This window comes from Janibacter sp. RAF52 (assembly GCF_052114035.1).
GTDB lineage: Bacteria > Actinomycetota > Actinomycetes > Actinomycetales > Dermatophilaceae > Janibacter > Janibacter hoylei.
In genome coordinates this window covers 250973-270248 of record NZ_JBFRDY010000002.1, presented here as the reverse complement: position 1 = coordinate 270248, position 19276 = coordinate 250973, and the positions used below count along the sequence as shown (strand labels likewise).

Annotated in this window: 22 protein-coding genes; 9 read left to right on the top strand and 13 right to left on the bottom strand. The window is 72.3% G+C overall.

What is annotated here, in order from left to right; translation table 11 throughout:
- Positions 1-2: 2 nt before the first annotated feature.
- Positions 3-884, bottom strand: a complete 882-nt coding sequence (locus AB4Y78_RS03795; RefSeq protein WP_007928558.1) for a DUF5926 family protein — start codon at positions 882-884, stop codon at positions 3-5.
- 100 nt (positions 885-984) lie between these two features.
- On the opposite strand from AB4Y78_RS03795, the gene AB4Y78_RS03790 reads away from it, so the two are divergent.
- Positions 985-1461, top strand: a complete 477-nt coding sequence (locus AB4Y78_RS03790) for an ATP-binding protein (RefSeq protein WP_007928559.1) — start codon at positions 985-987, stop codon at positions 1459-1461.
- Positions 1462-1491: 30 nt separating this feature from the next.
- On the opposite strand, the gene AB4Y78_RS03785 is transcribed toward AB4Y78_RS03790, so the two are convergent.
- A complete protein-coding gene (locus AB4Y78_RS03785; RefSeq protein ID WP_259910770.1) occupies positions 1492-2238 on the bottom strand; it encodes a thermonuclease family protein in 747 nt (248 codons plus the stop codon).
- Between the two features lie 149 nt (positions 2239-2387).
- On the opposite strand from AB4Y78_RS03785, the gene AB4Y78_RS03780 reads away from it, so the two are divergent.
- Both AB4Y78_RS03780 and rsgA read left to right on the top strand, forming a co-directional pair.
- Positions 2388-2903 carry a hypothetical protein gene (locus AB4Y78_RS03780; RefSeq protein ID WP_265230398.1) on the top strand — a complete coding sequence of 172 codons (516 nt, stop codon included), beginning with the start codon at positions 2388-2390 and terminating at the stop codon, positions 2901-2903.
- 49 nt (positions 2904-2952) lie between these two features.
- A complete protein-coding gene (gene rsgA / locus AB4Y78_RS03775; RefSeq protein ID WP_441714098.1) occupies positions 2953-4050 on the top strand; it encodes a ribosome small subunit-dependent GTPase A in 1098 nt (365 codons plus the stop codon).
- A 121-nt stretch (positions 4051-4171) separates the two neighbouring features.
- Here rsgA and AB4Y78_RS03770 read toward each other — a convergent pair whose 3' ends face one another.
- Positions 4172-5194, bottom strand: coding sequence for a pirin family protein (locus tag AB4Y78_RS03770; protein WP_441714100.1), 1023 nt, complete (start codon positions 5192-5194; stop codon positions 4172-4174).
- An 83-nt stretch (positions 5195-5277) separates the two neighbouring features.
- On the opposite strand from AB4Y78_RS03770, the gene AB4Y78_RS03765 reads away from it, so the two are divergent.
- Complete coding sequence (locus tag AB4Y78_RS03765; protein WP_441714102.1) at positions 5278-6192, top strand: pseudouridine synthase; 915 nt, start codon at positions 5278-5280, stop codon at positions 6190-6192.
- A 56-nt stretch (positions 6193-6248) separates the two neighbouring features.
- Here the strand turns inward: AB4Y78_RS03765 and AB4Y78_RS03760 are convergent, their stop codons facing one another.
- From AB4Y78_RS03760 to AB4Y78_RS03745, 4 genes are all read right to left on the bottom strand, one after another.
- Positions 6249-7919: a DHA2 family efflux MFS transporter permease subunit gene (locus tag AB4Y78_RS03760; RefSeq protein WP_441714105.1), complete on the bottom strand. Its 1671-nt coding sequence runs from the start codon at positions 7917-7919 to the stop codon at positions 6249-6251.
- Complete coding sequence (locus tag AB4Y78_RS03755) at positions 7916-8428, bottom strand: MarR family winged helix-turn-helix transcriptional regulator (RefSeq protein WP_441714107.1); 513 nt, start codon at positions 8426-8428, stop codon at positions 7916-7918. The genes AB4Y78_RS03760 and AB4Y78_RS03755 overlap by 4 nt, the downstream gene beginning before the upstream one ends.
- A 98-nt stretch (positions 8429-8526) precedes the next feature.
- Positions 8527-9180: a VOC family protein gene (locus AB4Y78_RS03750; RefSeq protein WP_259910758.1), complete on the bottom strand. Its 654-nt coding sequence runs from the start codon at positions 9178-9180 to the stop codon at positions 8527-8529.
- Between the two features lie 7 nt (positions 9181-9187).
- Complete coding sequence (locus AB4Y78_RS03745) at positions 9188-9781, bottom strand: DinB family protein (RefSeq protein WP_259910756.1); 594 nt, start codon at positions 9779-9781, stop codon at positions 9188-9190.
- 125 nt (positions 9782-9906) lie between these two features.
- On the opposite strand from AB4Y78_RS03745, the gene AB4Y78_RS03740 reads away from it, so the two are divergent.
- A complete protein-coding gene (locus tag AB4Y78_RS03740; RefSeq protein ID WP_259910752.1) occupies positions 9907-10875 on the top strand; it encodes a helix-turn-helix transcriptional regulator in 969 nt (322 codons plus the stop codon).
- A gap of 208 nt (positions 10876-11083) precedes the next feature.
- On the opposite strand, the gene AB4Y78_RS03735 is transcribed toward AB4Y78_RS03740, so the two are convergent.
- Genes AB4Y78_RS03735 through AB4Y78_RS03725 form a run of 3 tightly spaced genes read right to left on the bottom strand, consistent with a single transcriptional unit; the run spans position 11084 to position 14016 of the window.
- Positions 11084-11842 carry an SDR family oxidoreductase gene (locus tag AB4Y78_RS03735; protein ID WP_259910749.1) on the bottom strand — a complete coding sequence of 253 codons (759 nt, stop codon included), beginning with the start codon at positions 11840-11842 and terminating at the stop codon, positions 11084-11086.
- A gap of 42 nt (positions 11843-11884) precedes the next feature.
- Positions 11885-12769 (bottom strand): diacylglycerol/lipid kinase family protein, encoded by an 885-nt coding sequence (locus tag AB4Y78_RS03730; RefSeq protein WP_441714110.1) that lies wholly within the window; start codon positions 12767-12769, stop codon positions 11885-11887.
- The gene (locus AB4Y78_RS03725) at positions 12766-14016 is read right to left on the bottom strand and encodes a beta-propeller fold lactonase family protein (protein WP_441714112.1); all 1251 of its coding nucleotides are present in this window, start codon (positions 14014-14016) and stop codon (positions 12766-12768) included. The genes AB4Y78_RS03730 and AB4Y78_RS03725 overlap by 4 nt, the downstream gene beginning before the upstream one ends.
- Before the next feature lie 158 nt (positions 14017-14174).
- Here AB4Y78_RS03725 and AB4Y78_RS03720 point away from each other — a divergent pair, with 158 nt between their 5' ends.
- The 3 genes from AB4Y78_RS03720 (at position 14175) to AB4Y78_RS03710 (ending at position 16096) form a co-directional block, all read left to right on the top strand.
- Positions 14175-14990 (top strand): hypothetical protein, encoded by an 816-nt coding sequence (locus AB4Y78_RS03720; RefSeq protein ID WP_441714114.1) that lies wholly within the window; start codon positions 14175-14177, stop codon positions 14988-14990.
- A gap of 257 nt (positions 14991-15247) precedes the next feature.
- Positions 15248-15400 carry a hypothetical protein gene (locus AB4Y78_RS03715; RefSeq protein ID WP_441714116.1) on the top strand — a complete coding sequence of 51 codons (153 nt, stop codon included), beginning with the start codon at positions 15248-15250 and terminating at the stop codon, positions 15398-15400.
- A gap of 135 nt (positions 15401-15535) precedes the next feature.
- Positions 15536-16096 (top strand): nucleotidyltransferase family protein, encoded by a 561-nt coding sequence (locus tag AB4Y78_RS03710; RefSeq protein WP_441714118.1) that lies wholly within the window; start codon positions 15536-15538, stop codon positions 16094-16096.
- Here the strand turns inward: AB4Y78_RS03710 and AB4Y78_RS03705 are convergent.
- Positions 16087-16635: an XdhC family protein gene (locus AB4Y78_RS03705; RefSeq protein WP_441714120.1), complete on the bottom strand. Its 549-nt coding sequence runs from the start codon at positions 16633-16635 to the stop codon at positions 16087-16089. The two genes, AB4Y78_RS03710 and AB4Y78_RS03705, sit on opposite strands and share 10 nt — an antisense overlap.
- Positions 16636-16693: 58 nt before the next feature.
- Here AB4Y78_RS03705 and AB4Y78_RS03700 point away from each other — a divergent pair, with 58 nt between their 5' ends.
- The gene (locus AB4Y78_RS03700; protein WP_007928575.1) at positions 16694-18202 is read left to right on the top strand and encodes a DHA2 family efflux MFS transporter permease subunit; all 1509 of its coding nucleotides are present in this window, start codon (positions 16694-16696) and stop codon (positions 18200-18202) included.
- 21 nt (positions 18203-18223) lie between these two features.
- On the opposite strand, the gene AB4Y78_RS03695 is transcribed toward AB4Y78_RS03700, so the two are convergent.
- Both AB4Y78_RS03695 and AB4Y78_RS03690 read right to left on the bottom strand, forming a co-directional pair.
- Positions 18224-18559, bottom strand: a complete 336-nt coding sequence (locus AB4Y78_RS03695) for an MGMT family protein (RefSeq protein ID WP_007928576.1) — start codon at positions 18557-18559, stop codon at positions 18224-18226.
- A 28-nt stretch (positions 18560-18587) separates the two neighbouring features.
- Complete coding sequence (locus tag AB4Y78_RS03690; RefSeq protein WP_441736863.1) at positions 18588-19262, bottom strand: peptidylprolyl isomerase; 675 nt, start codon at positions 19260-19262, stop codon at positions 18588-18590.
- Between the last annotated feature and the right edge of the window lie 14 nt (positions 19263-19276).

Here is a 19276-nt window from a genome sequence, read left to right as displayed (position 1 = left end):
CGTCAGCGCAGCGTCACCTGCCGGGAGAGCAGGCCGGCACGGGCGCGGCGCTCCTCGGCAGTGAGCTCGTCGTCGGAGGCGGCAGCCGTCGCGTAGCGCGCGGCGAAGTCGGCGACGGCGGCCTCGTGCTCCGACGGGTCGGAGTCGGGGGCCACCTCCCACACCGGGACCACGAGGCCGCCGGCACGAAACATGCCGAGCAGGCGGCGGTCGTCGTCGAGGTGGGCCTCGCCCTTCGCGTGGAGCCGGGCGAGTGCGGTCGTCGCCACGTCCTCGGCGTCACCGATGATGTGGCGGATGTAGGTGCGCTCGCCGATGCGGCACCAGTAGGTGCTCGGGGTGCCGGCGATCGGGGCCGTCGGGACGACCGACTCGTTGGCGCGCTCGAGGGAGGCGGCGGCCTCGCCGCTCACCTCCTGGCCCTCGACCCAGAAGTCGAAGCCCTCGTGGACGGTGATCTCGAAGGGAGCGTCGGTGTCGATGAGGTCCTGCAGGCGCGGGGTCTCGGCGGTCGTGCGGGGCAGCTGCGGGATCGGCGCGCCCGGCTCGGCGGACAGCGCGGTGAGCAGCGCCTGACCGAGGTCGCGGCTCGGGTCACCGCTGCTCGAGCCGGACTGGCTGGCGATGAGCACGGTGCCGTCCTGGCGGCGCAGCGCCGGCCAGGCCATCGGCAGCACGCTCGCCAGGGTGACCGTCTCCGGAGACCCGTCGGGTACGGCGTCGGCGCGCAGCGTCAGCGTCGCCGTGGCGGCGGGGAGGATCTCGTAGGCCGCCACCCAGTCCGCCTCGCCCGGCAGCCCCTCGAAGGGACGTGCGACGTACGGCACCGGGGCGACCTTGGTCTTGCCCTGTGCGTCCTTCTTGCGTCGTGAAGCCTTGCCCATGGCGGTCAGCGTAGGCCCTCGGAGGCCGGGGCTTGGGTCGCACCGCCGCGACAGGGACAATGTGCGGGCAAGCGACCGCGATGAAGGGACCGCCTCACCCATGGGCCAGGCACACGACGGCACCGACGCCGCACCGACCGTCGACTCCTTCGGGGGCGAGATCGGCAAGGGCCAGGCCCGCACGATCCGCGCCCGGTGGGAGCTGCAGTCGGTCACCCGGGTGCGCGAGGCGGTCGCGCTCGACCTCGTCGCTCGGGGGGTCTCCGACGAGATCACCAGCGAGGCCGAGCTCGTCGTCACCGAGCTCGTCACCAACTCGCTGCGCCACGCCTCGCCGCTGGCCGACCGCACCGTCCGGATCCACTGGAAGGCGCGCGGTGACGCCGTCGAGATCGAGGTGAGCGACGGCGGCGCCGAGACCGAGCCGGCCCCGGCGCCGCGTCAGGTGTGGGCGACCTCCGGTCGCGGTCTGCGCATCGTGCGCAGCATCGCCCACGAGTGGGGCGTGCAGCGTGACGAGAAGCAGACGACCGTGTGGGCCGCTCTCGGCGGCCCCTCGCGCCGCCGCGTCGGCTGAGACCCGCGACGGTTCAGCCGAGGCGATCGGTCAGGCGCGCGCCTTGCGCCAGCCGGCGCGCCGGGCGTCGCTCTCGGAGCAGAACCAGCGCTCGCCCTTGCTCGTCGTGATGACGGTCGCGTTGTAGGAGCGGCCGCCGGGCACGTGGTAGATCTTCTCGCCGCTGCTGCTGATGTTGCCCTTGATCTTGCAGCCGGAGGTGACCGGCTTGGGCTTGGTCACGACGGGCTTGGGCTTCGGGGCGACGGTGCAGGAGCGCCACAGGCCACGCTTGGCGGACTTGGCCTTCGACTGGGCCCGCAGGTGGGAGGTGCGACCGGCGTAGGGGCGGTTGTACGTGTACTCCTTGGCGTAGCCGCCGTCGATGAGCTTGAGCGCGACCGACTGGCCGCCCGGGGTGTAGACGTGGCGCAGCAGGCGGCCGTAGCGGTCGGTGTTGCCCTGGGTCGAGTCGACCTTGATGTAGACCCTGCCCGAGGCCGTCAGCTGCTTCATCCGGGCCGTGGCCTGGGTCGCGTAGCACTGGCGGGGGCTCATCTCCGGCGCGTTGAGACCGATGAGCCGCACGGGCGTGGACTTGCCCTTGTAGCTGATCCGGATGGTGTCGCCGTCGGTGACCTTGAGGACCCGCACCGAGCTGGCCCCCTTCGGCGGCTTGGCGGTGGTGGCGGTGGCGACGGTCGCGGCAGCAGGGGCGGCGACGGCCGCGGGGGCAGCGGCAGCAGGGGCTGCGACGACGAGGGCAGCAGCAGCCAGTGTGGCGAGGCGGCGGATCACGGCAGGCTCCGGTCAGGGCGAAGGGATGGGGGTGGGAAGGCGCAACAGGGCCCGGCCCGAACCCAGGACCGGCTTCCCCCCGGTCCTGGGAGAAGGATGGCCGCACGAAGTTGAATTGTCAAAGGGCCCGCTGCCGTAGGGTTTGCGGCATGTCGTACGTCGCGCCGCAATACCCGTCCACCCCGCCGGCGAAGGGCGGCAAGCCCTGGCTCCTCATCGTCGGGGCGGTCCTCGCGATCATCGCGGTCGCGCTGTGCTGCGTCGGCGGGTTCATGACCGTCGGGTCGGGGCAGGACCTCGCCGACAGCCCCGAGTACACCGGCAGCCACACCGTCACCCTCCAGGAGGGCGACGCGCGGGCCGTGTGGTCGAGCGACGAGTCCGCGAGCTGCTCCGTCACAGGCCCGTCCGGCTCGGTGAGCGATGCGAGCGGCAGCACGCAGACCACCAGCTGGGGCGAGGAGCAGTACCACCGGGTCTTCGCCATCGAGGCGGACCAGGCGGGCGACTACACGATCAACTGCGCGAGCCCCTTCCGTGTCGGCGACAGCCTCTCGACGGGCGGCTTCATCGGCATGGGCGTCGGCGCCGGGCTCGGCTGCCTCGCCGTCGTCCTCATGGGCATCGGTCTCGTCCTCTGGCTGACCCGCCGCAAGCGCGCCTGACCCGGAATTCGTTGGCGGACCACGGTGGTGCGCTGCCACCGTGGTCCGGATGACGGATACCACCACCCTCACCGCCCTCGGCTGGGACGAGGCGAGCGCCGCGGCCTTCGACGACGTGGCGCGGTCGGCTCCCTTCGCCCTGGAGGCGGGTCGCGTCGGCCGGGTCGACCGCGGCCGGGTCACCGTCCACACCGCGCACGGGGCAGTGCCGGCGCTCGTCCGGCTGCCTGCGGGCAGCGATCTCGAGGACCAGCCGACGACCGGCGACTGGGTCGGGCTGGAGCGTCGCCCCGATGGTGACGTCGTCCGAGTGGTCCTGCCGCGGCGCACCGCGATCGTCCGCACGGCCGCCGGTGAGCGGTCCGACGCCCAGGTCATGGCGGCCAACCTCGACCACGTGCTTGTCGCGGTCCCCTTCGAGACGCGGGTCAACCTGTCGACGATCGAGCGCTACCTCGTCGTCGCCTGGGAGTCCGGGGCGCAGCCGCTCGTCGTGCTGACGAAGTCCGACCTCGCCTTCGACCCCGATGCCACCCGCGCCGAGGTCGAGGCGGCCGCCCCCGGGGTCGACGTCCACGTCGTCTCCGCAGAGACCGGCGAGGGCATCGACGTCCTCGCCGCGGTGCTCTCCGGTGGGACGACCGCGCTCGTCGGGCAGTCCGGCGCCGGCAAGTCGACGCTCGTCAACGCCCTTGCGGGGCAAGAGCTCCAGGCCGTCTCCGACACCCGGCAGGACGGCAAGGGCCGGCACACGACGACCGCCCGCGAGCTCGTCCCGCTCGGCGGTGGCGGGGTGCTCGTCGACACCCCCGGTCTGCGCTCGATCGGGCTGCACGACGACGGCGAAGGGGTGGCCCTCACCTTCCCCGACGTCGAGCAGCTCGTCGCGTCCTGCCGGTTCGCCGACTGCGGCCACGGCACCGAGCCCGGGTGCGCCGTGCAGGCCGCGCTCGCCTCGGGTGAGCTCGACGAGCGGCGCTGGCACAACTGGGGCAAGCTCCAGCGCGAGGCCGAGTGGATCGCCCGGCGCACCGACCCCGCCGCCCGCGCGGCCGCGCGCAAGCGGTGGGCGGCGACGGGCCGGGCCGGCCGGGCTCAGGCGGCGATCAAGCGGGGGCAGGACCCCTTCGCCTTAGGTCAGGAGTGACGCGACCCGCGGATCAGACGCACGCAACCCCAGACGATGGCCACGGCCAGCAGCGTCGGTGGGAGCACGAGCACCCAGAAGGCGAAGGTCCCCCACGGGGGGCGAAGGGGGAGGACTCCCCTCAGAGGACGTCGTGGCCGGGGTGGTTGCCCCGGGCCAGCTCCTCGGCGACCTCGAGGGCGGGGCGCACCTTGGGCGTCTTGGGGATGACGCCGAGGCGGCCGGCCTGGAAGTCCTCGAAGGCGGTGACGAGCTCCTCGCGGGTGTTCATGACGAAGGGGCCGTAGGCGGCGACGGGCTCGCGGATCGGGCGGCCGCCGAGCAGGACGACCTCGAGCGAGGCGCTGCGGGCGTCCTGGGTGTCGTCCGCGGTGATCTCGAGGGCGCCGCCGGAGCCGAAGACGGCGAGCTGGCCCTCGCGGATCGGGCGCCGGTCGGGGCCGACGGTGCCGCGGCCGGAGAGCACGTAGGCCAGGCCGTTGAAGTCCTCGCGCCACGGGACGTGCAGCCGGGCACCCGGGGCGATCGTCGTGTGGATCATCGAGATCGGTGTCGTCGTGATGCCCGGGCCCTCGTGGCCGTCGAGCTCTCCGGCGATGACGCGCAGGAGTGCGCCGCCGTCGTGGCTGGAGAGCAGGCCGACCTGGCCGGAGCGGATGTCCTGGTAGCGCGGGTCGGACATCTTCTGGTGGCTCGGGAGGTTGACCCACAGCTGGAGGCCGTGGAAGACACCGCCGCTCACGACGAGCTCCTCAGGCGGGGCCTCGATGTGCAGCAGGCCGGAGCCAGCGGTCATCCACTGGGTGTCGCCGTCGGTGATCAGGCCGCCGCCACCATGGGTGTCCTCGTGGGCGAAGGTGCCGTCGATGATGTAGGTGACCGTCTCGAATCCGCGGTGCGGGTGCCAGCTGGTGCCGCGCGCCTCACCGGGGGCGTACTCGACCTCACCCATCTGGTCCATGTGGATGAAGGGGTCCAGGCGCGCCATGTCGACACCGGCGAAGGCGCGGCGGACGGGGAAGCCCTCGCCCTCGAAGCTCTTGGGCGCCGTGCTCACCGACAGCACCGGGCGGGAGACCGCGTCGGGGGTCGGCTGGGTGACGCGGGGGAGGGTGAGGATGTTGTCGACGGTCACAGCGGGCATCGGGTGTTCCTTCGGTTGGTGGTCGTCTGTGACAACAGTAGTTGAAAATCAAACATTCCGGGAGGTCGCCTAGTCTCGGGCTCGTGCCCCCTCGCTCGCCCCTGCCGCCGCGCCACGGTCTCGGCGCGGCCTGGGTGCGTACCCCCGACCACGACCACGGCCGGCCGCGCCCGTGGTCGACGATGGGCCACTGGCTGCGCGACACCTCGCCGGAGGGGGTCGACGTCGACGGGATGCTCGCCGACGAGCGCTTCGTCTACGGCGACGGTTCGGTGCTGCTGGCCGACGACGCCTACCGGCCGCACACCTTCGTGTGGTTCCACCGTGACCTGCGCGAGGAGCCCGAGGTGCCCGGCGAGATCGCGGTCCTCCACCGTGACGAGCGGCTCGTCGTCGTCGACAAGCCGCCCTTCCTCTCGACGATCCCCCGCGGTCGGCACGTGCAGCAGAGCGTCACCGTGCGACTGCGTGACGAGCTGGGCCTGCCCGAGCTCTCGCCGCTGCACCGCCTCGACCGGGTGACCTCCGGCGTGCTCCTGCTCGCCACCGAGCGGCGGTGGCGCGGGCCGTACCAGTCGCTCTTCGAGCAGCGGCAGGTGCGCAAGACCTACCTCGCGCTCGCGCCCCGGCGTGAGCAGCTGGCCTTCCCGTGCACGGTGCGCAACCACATCGCCAAGACGCGCGGGGTGTGGCAGGCGCAGGTCGTCCCCGACGCCCCGGTCAACGCGGTGACCGACATCGAGGTCGAGGCGCGGCTCGGCAACCTCGCCGTCTACCGGCTGACGCCGCACACCGGGCGGACCCACCAGCTGCGGCTGCACCTGCACGGCCTCGGCATCCCGATCGTCGGCGACCCGCTCTACCCCGAGGAGCTCGACGTCTCGGTCGACGACTTCTCGACGCCGCTGCAGCTGCTCGCGAGCACCCTCGAGATCGTCGACCCGGTCGACGGGCGCGAGCGGCGCTTCGTCAGCGGGCGGAGCCTCCCGATCACGTAGCAGCGGGCCCCACCCCGCGGGTCACGAGGTGGGGCCGCTGTCGGTCGCAGGGGGTATCAGCCCCGGCGCGCTCCGGTCAGGTCCGATGCGGCCGACCCGCTGACGGAGCCGCTCCCTTCGCCCGGGGTGCGGTGGTCGCCCTCACCGGACTCCGACGCGTAGGCGTCGAGCACCTGCTGGCCGGCGTCCTCGACCGGGTGGTCGTCGTTGGACTCGCGCAGCGGGGTGTTGGGGATGAAGAGCGTCGCGACGAAGACGACGGCGAGGATCGGCAGGCCGAGCGCGAAGGCGTCGGTCAGCTTGTCGGCCAGGCCCCAGCGGACGGCGTCGGCGACGGCCGGGGGCAGCTTGGCCAGGGCGCTCGGGTCGAGCACCGCCCCGGCGTCCATGTGACCGCCGGCCTGCGCGGGCATGCCGCCGGGCAGGTGCGAGGCGATCTTTTCCTGCAGCCCGCTGGACATGACCGCACCGAAGATCGCGATGCCGACGGTCGAGCCGACGTTGCGGAAGAACTGGGTCGACGCGGTGGCGACGCCCATGTCGGCGCGGGAGACCACGTTTTGCACGACGAGGGTGTACTGCTGCATCGCCATGCCGAGGCCGACGCCGAGGACGACCATCGCCTCGGTGAGCTGCAGGCTCGTGGCGGTGTGGTCGAGGCGGGTGAGCAGGAAGACGCCGACCGCCATGATCGCGATGCCCGCGAGCATGAAGGGCAGGTACCTGCCCGTGCGGGTGATGAGCATCCCGGTGAGGATGCCGCAGATGATGAAGCCGAGCATGAGCGGCATGAGGATCAGGCCGGAGTTCGTCGCGTTGACCCCGATGACGCCCTGGGCGAAGACCGGGATGTAGATGATCGCGCCGAACATGACGATCGCGACGCCGAAGGCGGACACCAGGCTCAGGCTGATCGTGCGGTTGGCGAAGAGGCGCAGCGGCAGTACCGGCTCGACAGCCTTGCGCTCGATGACGACGAAGGCGGTGAGGGCGACGACGCTCAGGGCGAAGAGGCCGATGGACTCACCGGACCCCCAGGCCCAGCTGGAGCCGCCGAAGGAGACGGCGAGCAGCAGGGCGACGAGACCGGTCGAGAGGGTCGTGATGCCGAGGTAGTCGATGGGGGCCTTGCGCGGGGTGTGCGGCACGTGGAGGAAGCGCGCGATGAAGAAGAGCGCGATCAGACCGATGGGCAGCGACACGAAGAAGAGCCAGCGCCAGCCGAGGTGGTCGGTGATGACGCCGCCGAGGAGCGGGCCGGCGACCGAGGTGACGCCGAAGACCGCGCCCATGAGGCCCTGGTACTTGCCGCGCTGTCGCGGCGGGATGATGTCGCCGATGATCGTCTGCGACAGCGGCATGAGCGTGCCCATGCCGAGGCCCTGCACGGCGCGGCCGGCGACGAGCATCCAGAAGCTCTGCGAGAAGCCGGCGATGATCGAGCCGATCATGAAGACGACGATGCCGCCGAGGTAGAAGGCGCGGCGGCCGTAGAGGTCGGAGAACTTGCCGACGACCGGCACGGTGACGGCGGAGACGAGCATGGCCGCGGTGGCGACCCAGCTGTAGTGGTCCATGCCGCCGAGCTCGGAGACGATCCGGGGCAGGGCGGGGCCGACGATGGTCTGGCTGACGGAGGCGACGAGCATGCCGAGCATGAGGCCGGCGAAGACACGCTTGTGCTCCGCGCTCATCGTGTAGGGGGCGGATGCCGTGGTGGAGCTCACGAGGCGGTCCTTCCGGAGGTCTGGAGGTGCGAAGGGGGATGCGTCGCCGACTGCGCGTCGGCGGCAAGATCTGCGGCGAGCCGGGTGAGGAGACGGTCGAGGTCGACGAGGTCCTCCTCCGGCCAGTCGGCGAGCACCCGGCCGAGGAGGCCGGTGCGGGCGCTGCGCTCGTCGAGGAGCGTCTGGAGGCCGTCCCCGCTCAGGCGCACCGTGGAGGCGCGCCCGTCACTGGGGTCGGGCAGGCGCTCGAGGAGCCCGTGCGTCTCGAGGTGGCTCACCCGTCGGCTGATCGTCGACAGGTCGTGGCCGAGGGACTCGGCGAGCTTGGAGATGCGGATCCCGGCCTCGGTGGGGCAGTGCGCCAGCGTGCCGAGGAGGGCGTAGTCGGTGCGGCTCATGGCCTGGGGGTCGAGCGCCTGGCGGCGGGCGATCATCTTCGAGAAGAGCCCGAAGACCTGACCCAGCGTCTCCTGCAGGTGAACTGCGACGGTGGGGTTGGTTGCGTGCATACATCAACTATATACCTGCGTGCCGCAAGCATCCAAATCGGGTCGTGCACGGCTCCTGAGGAAGCCGGTCTGCGATCGGCTCGACAGGGGATGGAAGCTCAGCTCTGCTCGATGAGCAGGGTCGGAGTGCCGAGGGCCCGCTGGCGGACGGTCGCCACGCGGGTGCCGGGCTTGCGGCCGGTGCGCACCTCGGAGACCTCGACGCCGCCGGCGACGAGGCGCTCGCGGGTGGCCTCGATGTCGGCGGACCGCCAGGCCAGGCCGCCGAAGGAGTCGGGTTCGCCCGTCGGCTCGATCGGTGCCGCCACCTCGACGACCGCGTCGCCGCACCGGAAGAAGAGCCCGCGGAAGCCGTGCTCGGTCAGGCGCCGGTCCAGCCGGAGGTCGAGACCGACGCGTGCGCCGAGGTCGGCGGCGGCCCGCTCGGCGTCGCCGGTGCGCACGACGACGTGGTCGAGGACGAGGTCGGTGCCTGTGTCCGACGCGTCGCCATCGCCCCCTTCGCCCTCGACGAAGGGAGCGAGTCGCCAGATCAGCCCGCCGAGGTCGAAGCCGCTGGCGTCACCGACGAGACCGCGCCGCTGGAGCAGCCGCTCGGTCGCCGCGACGTCGTCGACGCCGAGGGTGACAGCGGTCAGGCCGCCGTCCCCGGACTGGACCTCGATCTCGCGGTCGAGCGTGCCGAGTCGCCGCCAGGCATCCTGCGTGGCGGCGACGTCGGGGCTGGTGATGGTCAGGCCGGTGATCCTCACCCCGCCATCATGACGTGGTCGGCCCCGGGGCGCTCCACGGTTCGGCGAAGGGAGTCGCCGGCCGGCCCGTGTCGGCGAGGATCAGCTCGAGCGACGTCGCACCGTCGATCTGCTCGCGGATGATGTCGGCGTGCCCGGCGTGCCGGGCGAGCTCCTCGACGAAGTGCACGTGGGCGTAGCGCAGGCGGGCCTGCCGCGTGTCCATGCGGCCGTACCACGGGGCCGGGCCGACGGGGATCTCCTCGTCCTCGTCGCTGCCGCGGATCCAGGCGACGACCTGCGGGCGGCGCTCGTCGAAGGTGGCGAGAGTGCCGGCGAGGGTCTCGTCGTCACGCAGCGCGAAGGTGTCCATGAAGGCGGCGGTCGCGTCCTGCGCGATCTCGCCCTCCTCTCCGACGGTGATGTCGGTGGGCGCCTCGGGTGGGCGGATGACGAAGTTGATGTGCTTGATGATCCCGCCGACGGACAGGGCCGACCGGGTTGGGGTGAGGCGCGCCTGCTCCTCGGTGAGGCCGTGGGCGCTGGCGCGCAACGCCTCGAGCTGGGTGTCGACGTACTCCGCGAGGCCGGTGGCCTCGTCGTGGACGGCCGGGTGGTACATGGCGTGCTCCTTGCGGTCGTGGTCTCGTGCTCGTGCCGCGAAGGGAGCGACCTCCCTTCGCCTGGAACCCACAGTCCACGGCATTGCGGACAGGTCCTGTCACCGATCCGAGGATGATGGTGGACATGGCCGAGACGACCGAACGTGCGCTGCGACTGCTGGGGCTCTTCGAGACCCGGTCGGTGTGGACCGGGCCCGAGCTCGTCGAGCTGCTCGGAGTGACCACCCGGACCCTGCGGCGGGACGTCGAGCGGCTGCGCGAGCTGGGGTATCCCGTCGAGGCGACGCCCGGGGTGGGTGGTGGTTACCGGCTCGGCAGCGGTGGGCGGATGCCGCCGCTGCTCCTCGAGGAGGACGAGGTCGTGGCCGTGACGGTGGCGCTTCGCGTGGGGGCACAAGGGATCTCGGCGATCGGTGAGCCCGCCGTGCGGGCCCTGACGAAGCTCGACCAGGTCATGCCGCCGCGGCTGCGCGGCGAGGTGGCGGCGCTCGCCGACGCCACCGCCCTGCTGCCCGGCGCGACCGACGACGTCGACACCGGCGTGCTCGTGGTCCTCGCCCACGCGGTGCGCGAACACGTGCGGGTGCGCTTCGGCTACACCGGGCGCGGCGGGGAGATGACCGACCGTGACGTCGAGCCCTATCGCCTCGTCGCGACGGGTCGCCGCTGGTACCTGCTCGCGTGGGACGGGCGAAGGGAGGACTGGCGCACCTTCCGCCTCGACCGGATGGCGGGGGTGCGGGCGTCGACCTTCCGCTTCCGTCCGCGGCCGGCGCCCGACGCCGTCGAGCACGTGCGGCGGGCGGTCACCCGTGCCGGCTATGCCCACCGGGTGCGGGTCCGCCTGACCGCCGACGCCGACGCGGTGCGCCGCCGGGTGCCCGCCGCCTACGGGGTCGCGACGCAGGTGGAGCCCGGCGTCACCGACCTCGAGTCGAGCGCCGACGACCTCGCGAGCCTCGCCCGCCACCTGACCCTCGCCGCCTTCGACCTCGGCGCCACCTTGACCGTCCTCGACCCGCCCGAGCTGGCGAGCGTCATCGACGAGTTCACCACCCGCCTCGCCGCCACCCGCCAGACCGCATTGCCGTAGGGCACTGCAGATTCAGGTCGGCCGGGCGCCGAGGCGAGGCGCGGGGCGAAGAGGGATGGCGGCGCACATCAAGCCGAAGTCAGAATCGACAACCGCAACATGTCAGCGAATCGAAGGACTTCGGCGGGCGCCGGCGTCCCCCTTCGTCCGGAGCCGGAGGAGGAGCCGGGGTCTCGAGGCTCCTTCGTCGCACCTCGACCAGCGGGGCTCAGAGCATCTTGCGAACGACGGAGAGCGGCAGCACCTTCATCGCGGAGCCGACGACGACCCAGGGCTTCGGCGGGACGAGCGCCTTGGGCTTGCGGCCCTCGATGGCGACGACCATCGCGCGCACGCCGGTCTCGGTGTCGACCATGAACTTCGTCTTCTGCTCGACCTTCTCGTTCATCTCCGAGCGGATGTAGCCCGGGTAGAGGACGGTCACGTCGATGTCGAGCTCGGGCTTGCCCATGAGCTCGCTGCGGATGCCCTCGCCGAGGGAGGCGAGGAAGGCCTTGGAGGCGCCATAGGTCGTCATCGACTTCGGCATGCCGCGCAGCGCGGTGACCGAGGCGATGAGCACGAGGTGCCCTGCCTTTTGCTCGCGGAAGATCGCCATCGCGGCCTCGGTCTGGATCGCGGCGCCGAGCACATTGGTCTCGATGGTCTGCCGGTTGGCGTAGTGGCTGCCCTTGCCATAGGGCGCACCCTTGCCGAGGCCGGCGTTGACGATCACCCGGTCGAGGCGACCGAAGTCCCCCTTCGCCTGGTCGAAGACGGCGGTGACGGCGTCGTCGTCGGTGACGTCGAGGGCATAGGTCTCCACCCGGCGGCCGGGGTGGTCGGCGAGGATCTGCGCCTTGAGCTCGTCGAGCCGGTCGGTGCGGCGCGCGGTCAGGGCGAGGTCGTGGCCGAGCGCGGCAAACTGGCGGGCCATCTCGGCGCCGAGGCCGGAGCTGGCACCGGTGATGAGGGTCGTGAAGGTCATGGCCCGACGGTACCGGGCGCGCGACCGACGGCGGCGGCGCGGTCAGGTCCGCACGAGCAGCGCGTGCTCCTCGCAGCGCACCGTCAGGCGGCGTGCCGGGCCGAGCACGTCGCCGTCGAGCTGGACGTGCAGCGGCGCCTCGCTGACCACCTCGACCTCCCGCGAGGCGCGGGTCGCCAGCCCCGGGACGTCACCGGGGAGCCGGAAGACCCCCTTCGCCGCGACACCCAACCACTGGCCGGGGCGGCGCACGGTCACCTCGAGCACGTCGAAGAGCCCGTCGTCGACCAGCCCGCCCGGCGCGATGTGCACCCCGGCGCGGACCCGGGTGCAGTTGGCCGCGAGCACGCTCCACACCCGCAGGTGCTCCGGGTCGCCGCCGTCGTGACGCACCGTCACCGGCACCGGCCGGCGCAGCGCGCTCACCGTCGCCGGTGCGACGTACGCCGGCCAGCCGATCCGGTCCTTGAGCGTCGGGTTGGTCGCCGCGACCGTCGCCGCGTCGTGGCCCATCCCCGCGAGCACGACGAAGGGGAGGTCCCCCGAGTCGTCGACGCGGGCCAGACCCAGGTCCACCGGGCGCGGCTGACCGGCCACCGCGACCTGCACGGCCGCAGGGACGTTGCGGGGCAGCCCGAGGTTGTGCGCGAGCAGGTTGGCGGTGCCGACGGGCACGATGCCCAGCTCGACGCCCGTGCGGGCCAGTCCGTGGGCCACCTCGCGCACCGTGCCGTCCCCGCCGGCCACGACGACCAGCTCCGCGCCGGCGGCGACCGCGGCAGCCGCCTGGCTCCGCCCGGTCTCCTCGCGGGAGGTGAGGTGCACGGCCGGCTCCGGCCAGCGGGACTGCCGGGCGTGCGCGGTGACGGCGTCGAGGACCCGCTCCCAGCCCCCCTTCGAGGGGTTGAGGACGAGGCCGAGCCTCACGCGGTGCGGGAGTCGTCGAAGACGACGATGGAGCCACCGTAGCTGGCGACCCAGATGCGCTTCTTCGTCGGCTCGTAGGTGATGCCGATCGGCAGGCCGTCGGTCGACTCGGTCTGGACGACCGTGAAGTCCTCGGTGCGGATCTTGCTCACCGTGCTGCTGCCGTAGTTGCCGACGTACAGGGCGCCGCCGTCGGGGCTCATCGCCATCGACCGCGGCTGCGAGCCGACCTGCACCTCGCGGACGGTCTTGCCGGTCGTGGTGTCGACCTCGCTCACCGTGCCGGAGCCGTTGTTGGAGACGTAGAGGTGCTTGCCGTCGGGGGAGACGAGCAGGTGCCGCGGGCCGTCGCCCGTCGACGCGAAGTCGGTCACCTCACCGGACGCCAGGTCGACCCGGACGGTCTCGTCGGAGCCCATGATCGCGACGAAGGCGACCTTGTCGTCCGGGCTGACGGCGATGCCGCGCGGGTGCTTGCCGGGGAGCTTGATCGTGCGGGTGACCTCGGCGGTCTTGGTGTCGATGACGTCCATGTCCATCGAGCACCAGTTGGTGACGAGCACCCGCGAGCCGTCGTGGGTGGCGGCGACGTATTTGGGCACCGCACCGACGCGGACGACGTCGGTGATCTCGAGCGTCGCGGTGTCGATCTTGTAGACGTAGCTGTCGGAGATGCCCTCGGGGCCGGTGCAGGCGTCCTTGCCCTCCGGCGCGAAGCCCTCGCCGTACATCGAGTAGTTGCTCACCCAGGCGGTCTTGCCGTCGGGGCTGAAGGCCATCTCGACGGGCGCGCCCCGGCTCGAGCCGGAGTGGCCCTCCTCGCCGAAGGCGGCGAGGTCGACCTCGTCGGAGATCGTCTTGTGCAGCGCCCCGTCGGCGCCGAAGACGCTCACCGTGTGCGTGTACATCATGTTTTGCGTGAAGACCTGGCCCGTGGGCGAGGCGACGACCGACTTGGGGGTCAGCTCGCCGGTGATCCGCTGGACCCTCGTCATCGTCGTGTCCGCGGGGGCGCCGGGTGCTCCCTTCGCCGCCGGTGACTCCTCGGGAGCGGGCTGCTCGACCTTCGCCGGTGCGCTCGAGGGTGAGGGGGCAGCGGTGGGGCTCGCGGTGACCTTGGCGGCCTCGGCGCTGTCGCCGCCGAAGAGGCGGCCGAGGCAGAGCGCGACGACGATGACGACGATGACGAGCACGGCGAGGGCGACACGACGTCGTCGCACGTAGACCGGGTCGTTGTTGATCTTCACGGAAGGACACCTCGGCAGTCGGTTCCTCGCAAACTACGGCGGCCGGGCGCGTGGGCGGGGGAGGCGCACCGACGTCGCCCGCAGCCCTACCAAAGGATGACGCGGGACCAGACCTGCGACCGATGTCGCGCCCCGGGGGCCTTCGTAGCCTTGGCGGCATGGGAGGCACGCAGGTCTACGAGATGGTCATCGACGGTCGCCGGCACCGGGTCGAGACCTCCGTCGGCGACGGGTGGAGCAACACCGCGACCTGGTGGGTCGACGACGAGGAGCTGGCCACGGCGAAGTCCGCCGCGGCCGACAACCTCTACCTCGTGGCCGACGAGGAGCACGAGCTCGCCGACGAGGTCGGGGCCGTGCGCGCCCGCTTCACCACCCTGAGCAAGCCGGTGCGCGCGACGTGGTTCGACGGCGACCGCTCGACCGCCGAGGCCAAGGCGCAGCTCGGGGTCGGGGGGCTCGACCTCGTGCCGGAGCCCGGGTCTCCGGCGGCGGTGCGTGAGGACCGGATGCGCGCCAAGCCGCGCCTCTACGCCGCGCGGCACGTCCTGGCCGGGGTAGGCAAGGTCGTCATCCCGATCCTGCTCGCAGCGCTCGCGGCCCGCTTCGTCGTGTCGATCCCGTGGCCGGACTGGGACCTGCCGTCCATCCCGTGGCCCGACTGGGACCTGCCGTCGATCCCGTGGCCGTCGATCGAGCTGCCCGCGATCCCGTGGCCGGACTGGACCGCGCCCGGGTGGCTCGTCTGGATCCTCGACCACCTGAAATACGTCCTCCCCGTCATCGCAGGTCTGCTCCTGGCGCGGGCCGAGATCTCGCGGCGACGTCACCAGGACGCCGAGCGGGCACGGAGGGCCGCAGGGGGCCCCTCCGTGCCCGGCTCGGGGAGCTCAGCGGTGCGGGACGTCCCGGCGGACGAAGCGGATGACGCCGAGGACCGTGAGGGCGAGGCCGCCGAGCGCCGCGACGAGTGATCCGGTGACGTCGAGCCGCTCGGCCGGGACGTTGCCGAGAGCAGGGTGCCGCCGGTGACGACGACCAGGTGTGGGGTGAGCCAGGCGGTGCGGCTCCCAAGAGGCGACCACCTCGTCGTATCCGCCGAGCGGGATGGCCCAAGGGGGTGGGTCCCGATGCCGTCGTCTGCGGCTGTATCGGGTGTGGGCAAGATGACGGCATAGAAGCGCATCGCCTCGTCAGCCCAGCGGGCGAGGCCGTCGCCGTGGAGCGGGTCGTGGCCGAGGACCTGACGCCAGTGGTCGGCGAGGAAGAGGGTGCCGAGGTCGGAGGACATGGCAAGTGCCGCACGGGTCTGCGGGTCGAGCCCGGCGATGAGCTCGAGCGCGGCATCGCGCACCCGCGCCCGCCCGGTGCGATCGTCGACTGAACTCACGTTCAGCAGGCTGAACCTGCGTTCAGTCGCTGGGCAAGGACTGCGTATTTCCCTAGGCAAATGCGCAGCCCTGCCCGCATTTGCCTAGGGAGATGCGCACCCCCCGCCCGCGTCCCTACAGTCGAGCGCATGACCCTCGTCCACGGACTCGTCCTCGCGGCCGGAGCCGGTCGGCGGATGGGCCGGCCCAAGGCCCTCGTCACCGACTCCGACGGCACCTCGTGGCTGGCCCGCGCCGTGTCCGTCCTGGACGAAGGGGGCTGTGGCGCCACGGTCGTCGTGCTCGGCGCGAGCGGCGAGCAGGCCGAGCTGGACCTGCCGCGCACCACCTGGACGCACTGCCCGGACTGGGCGAAGGGGGTGGGTCACTCCCTTCGTCATGGTCTGGAGGTCCTCGGCGAGGGTGAGGCCGATGCCGCCCTGGTCCACCTCGTCGACCTGCCCGACGTCACGGCCGTCGTGGCGCAGCGGCTGCTCGGGGGAGAGGTGGGGCGTGGCTCCCTGCGCCGGGCGGTGTACGCCGGGGCGCCGGGGCACCCGGTGCTCATCGGGCGCGACCACTGGGTTCCACTCGTGGCCGAGCTCGCGGGCGACAGCGGTGCCGGTGACTACCTGCGACGTCACGGCGCGGAGCGGGTCGAGTGCAGCGACCTCGCGACCGGCCGGGACGTCGACCGGCCTCAGCCGTGAGTGTGGTGGATCGGGCCGCCCCGGTCCGACAGCCGTGACCCCGCGCCGCCCCAGCGCAGCGAGATGATCTCCGCGGCGATCGACACGGCCGTCTCCTCGGGCGTGCGGGCGCCGAGGTCGAGGCCGATGGGCGAGCTGAGCCGGGCGACCTCGTCGTCGGAGACGCCGACCTCGCGCAGCTGCGCCAGGCGCTGGTCGTGCGTGCGGCGCGAGCCCATCGCGCCGACATAGGCGACCTGCTCCAGCCGCAGGGCGACCTCGAGGAGGGGGATGTCGAACTTCGGGTCATGGGTGAGGACGGTGAGGACCGTGCGCGCGTCGATGCGACCAGCCTCGGCCTCCTCGCGCAGGTACTCGTGCGGCCAGCGCACGACGACTTCGTGAGCCCCGGGCAGCCGCGCCGCGGTGGCGAAGGTCGGTCGGGCGTCGCACACCGTGACCCGGTAGCCGAGGAGCCGGCCCTGGTCGGCCATCGCCGAGGCGAAGTCGATGGCGCCGAAGACGATGAGCCGCGGTGGCGGCGCGACCGGTGCGCCCACGCTCGCCTCACGACGACGGATGCTGGGACTGTCCGACCCGAGGCGTAGCGTCGCACCCATGACGACCCAGGCGGGCCAGGCGCCCGTGCTCCGCGACGACGAGTTCCCCGACAACCCGTGGCCAGCGCTGTGGGCGCTCGTCGTCGGCTTCTTCATGATCCTCGTCGACGTCTCGATCGTCTCCATCGCGACGCCGGCGCTCATGGAGAGCTTCGACGCGGGCATCGAGCCGGTGCTGTGGGTGACGAGCGCCTACCTGCTCGCCTACGCGGTGCCGCTGCTCATCACGGGGCGCTTCGGCGACCGCTACGGACCCAAGCGGCTCTACCTCACCGGCCTGGCGATCTTCACCCTCGCCTCGCTCGCCTGCGGTCTCGCGCCGACCATCGGGTGGCTCATCGGCGCCCGCGTCGTCCAGGGGCTCGGAGCGTCGATGATGACCCCGCAGACGATGGCCGTCATCACCCGCACCTTCCCGCCGGCCCGACGCGGCTCGGCCATGGCGCTGTGGGGCGCGACCGCCGGCGTCGCCTTCCTCGTCGGTCCGCTGCTCGGGGGCCTGCTCCTCGACTCGTGGGGCTGGGAGTGGATCTTCTTCATCAACGTGCCGGTGGGGATCCTCGGCTTCGTCGCGGCGGCCCGTCTCGTGCCCCAGCTGCAGCGGCACGCCCACCAGATGGACTGGGTGGGCGTCGGCCTGTCGGCCGTCGGCCTCTTCCTCGTGATCTTCGGCCTGCAGGAGGGCGAGAGCAACGACTGGGGGCAGCTCGCCGGCCCGATCACGGTGCCCGCGCTCATCGGCCTCGGGGTCCTCGTCCTCGTCGGCTTCGTCGGGTGGCAGGCGCGGGGGCCGGCCGAGCCGCTCGTGCCGCTCGGGCTCTTCCGCGACCGCAACTTCTCGTTGTCCAACCTGGCGATCACGACGATGGGCCTGTCGGTGACGGCCATGATGTTTCCCCTCCTCGTGTGGCTGCAGAGCGTGCGCGGCTACACCCCCACGGAGGCCGCCCTGCTCATGGCGCCCCAGGCGATCGCCTCGATCGCCCTCGCCCGGCCGGTCGGCCAGCTCGTCGACCGGATCCACCCGCGGGTGCTGCCGGCGCTGGGGCTGGGGGGCTTCGCCGTGACCCTCTTCGTGCTCTCGCGCCTGATGACCCCCGACTCCTCGATCGTCGCCGTGTGCGTCGCGATGACCTTCATCGGCGTGACCGGCGCCTGCATCTGGGGCCCGCTCGCGACGACGGCCAACCGCAACCTGCCGATCCACCTCGCCGGCGCCGGCTCGGGCATCTACAACACGACCCGCCAGGTCGGCTCGGTCATCGGGTCCGCGGCCATCGCCGCCCTGATGTCCGCGCGCATCGCCGCCCACCTCGGCCCGCAAGCGGCCGAGCGCTTCGGCTCGGGCGAAGGGAGCGCCGCCGCCGGTCCCGCAGCCCTGCCCCCGCAGGTCGCCGAGGCGCTGTCCTCCGCCTTCGCCGAGTCACTGCTCATGCCGGCCGCCGCGCTCGTCGTCGGTGCCGCCGCCGCCCTCGCGCTGGAGCAGATGCGTCACCAGCGGGGCTAGGTGGCCGGGTGGCCCGGCCACTCACGCCAGAGCGGCGACCGCCGCCTCCCACGCGGCGGCGAGCTCGGTGAGGTCGGCCCGGTGGTCGCGGATGCGGCAGCCGAGCGCATTGGGCTTGACCTCGATGCCCTCGACCGCCCACTCGACGAAGGCCGCCTGGCGCAGGTGCGAGGGCAGGTCGCCGGTGGCATTGGTCACCCGCCACCACGTGACGTTGCTGCCGTAGACCCGCATGATCGCGCCGACCTGCCGCGGGCCGGTGCCGACGAGCGCGGCGAGGTCGCCGTAGGAGACGACGCGCCCTCGCGGCACGAGCTCGACGGCGCGCAGCACGCGCTCGACGAGGACGTCGTCCACCACCGCTCCCGCCCCTCGAGCCCTCGGCCTACTTCTCGCTGATCGTCACGCTCTCGATGCGGTGGACCTTGGCCGGGGTGCCGTCGCCGACCGAGCCATCGGCCTCGATCGCCTCGACGGCATCCATGCCCTCGGTGACCTTGCCGAAGAGGCTGAAGCTCGGCGGCAGCTGCACGCCCGCGTCGCCGGTGATGATGAAGAACTGCGAGCCGTTGGTGTCCGGCCCGGCATTGGCCATCGCGACGGACCCGACCTCGTAGTCGCCCGACTGGGGCAGCTCGTCGTCGAACTCGTAGCCCGGTCCGCCGCTGCCATTGCCCGAGGGGTCGCCGCCCTGGGCCATGAAATCCTGGATGACGCGGTGGAAGGTCAGGCCGTCGTAGTACTTGTAGCGGGCGAGGACGACGAAGTTGTTGACGGTCTCGGGCGCCTGCTTCGCGTCGAGCTCGATCGTCACGTCACCGGCATCAGTCGTCATCGTCGCGGTGTAGGTCTTGGCCTCGTCGATGCACATCGGCGGCGCCTGCTCGAAGCTCGTGGCCCGCACCTTCGCCCCGTCCTCGGGCGGGCACTCCGTCTCCCCGCTGATGGCCGTGGTCTCCGCGCCCGACGAGGTGGCGCCCTCGCCGTCGGTGGAGTCGGAGCCGCACCCGGTGAGGGCGAGCAGGGCGGCGGCGGCAAGAGCGGCGGTACGTCGGGTCATGGCCGGAGTCTAGG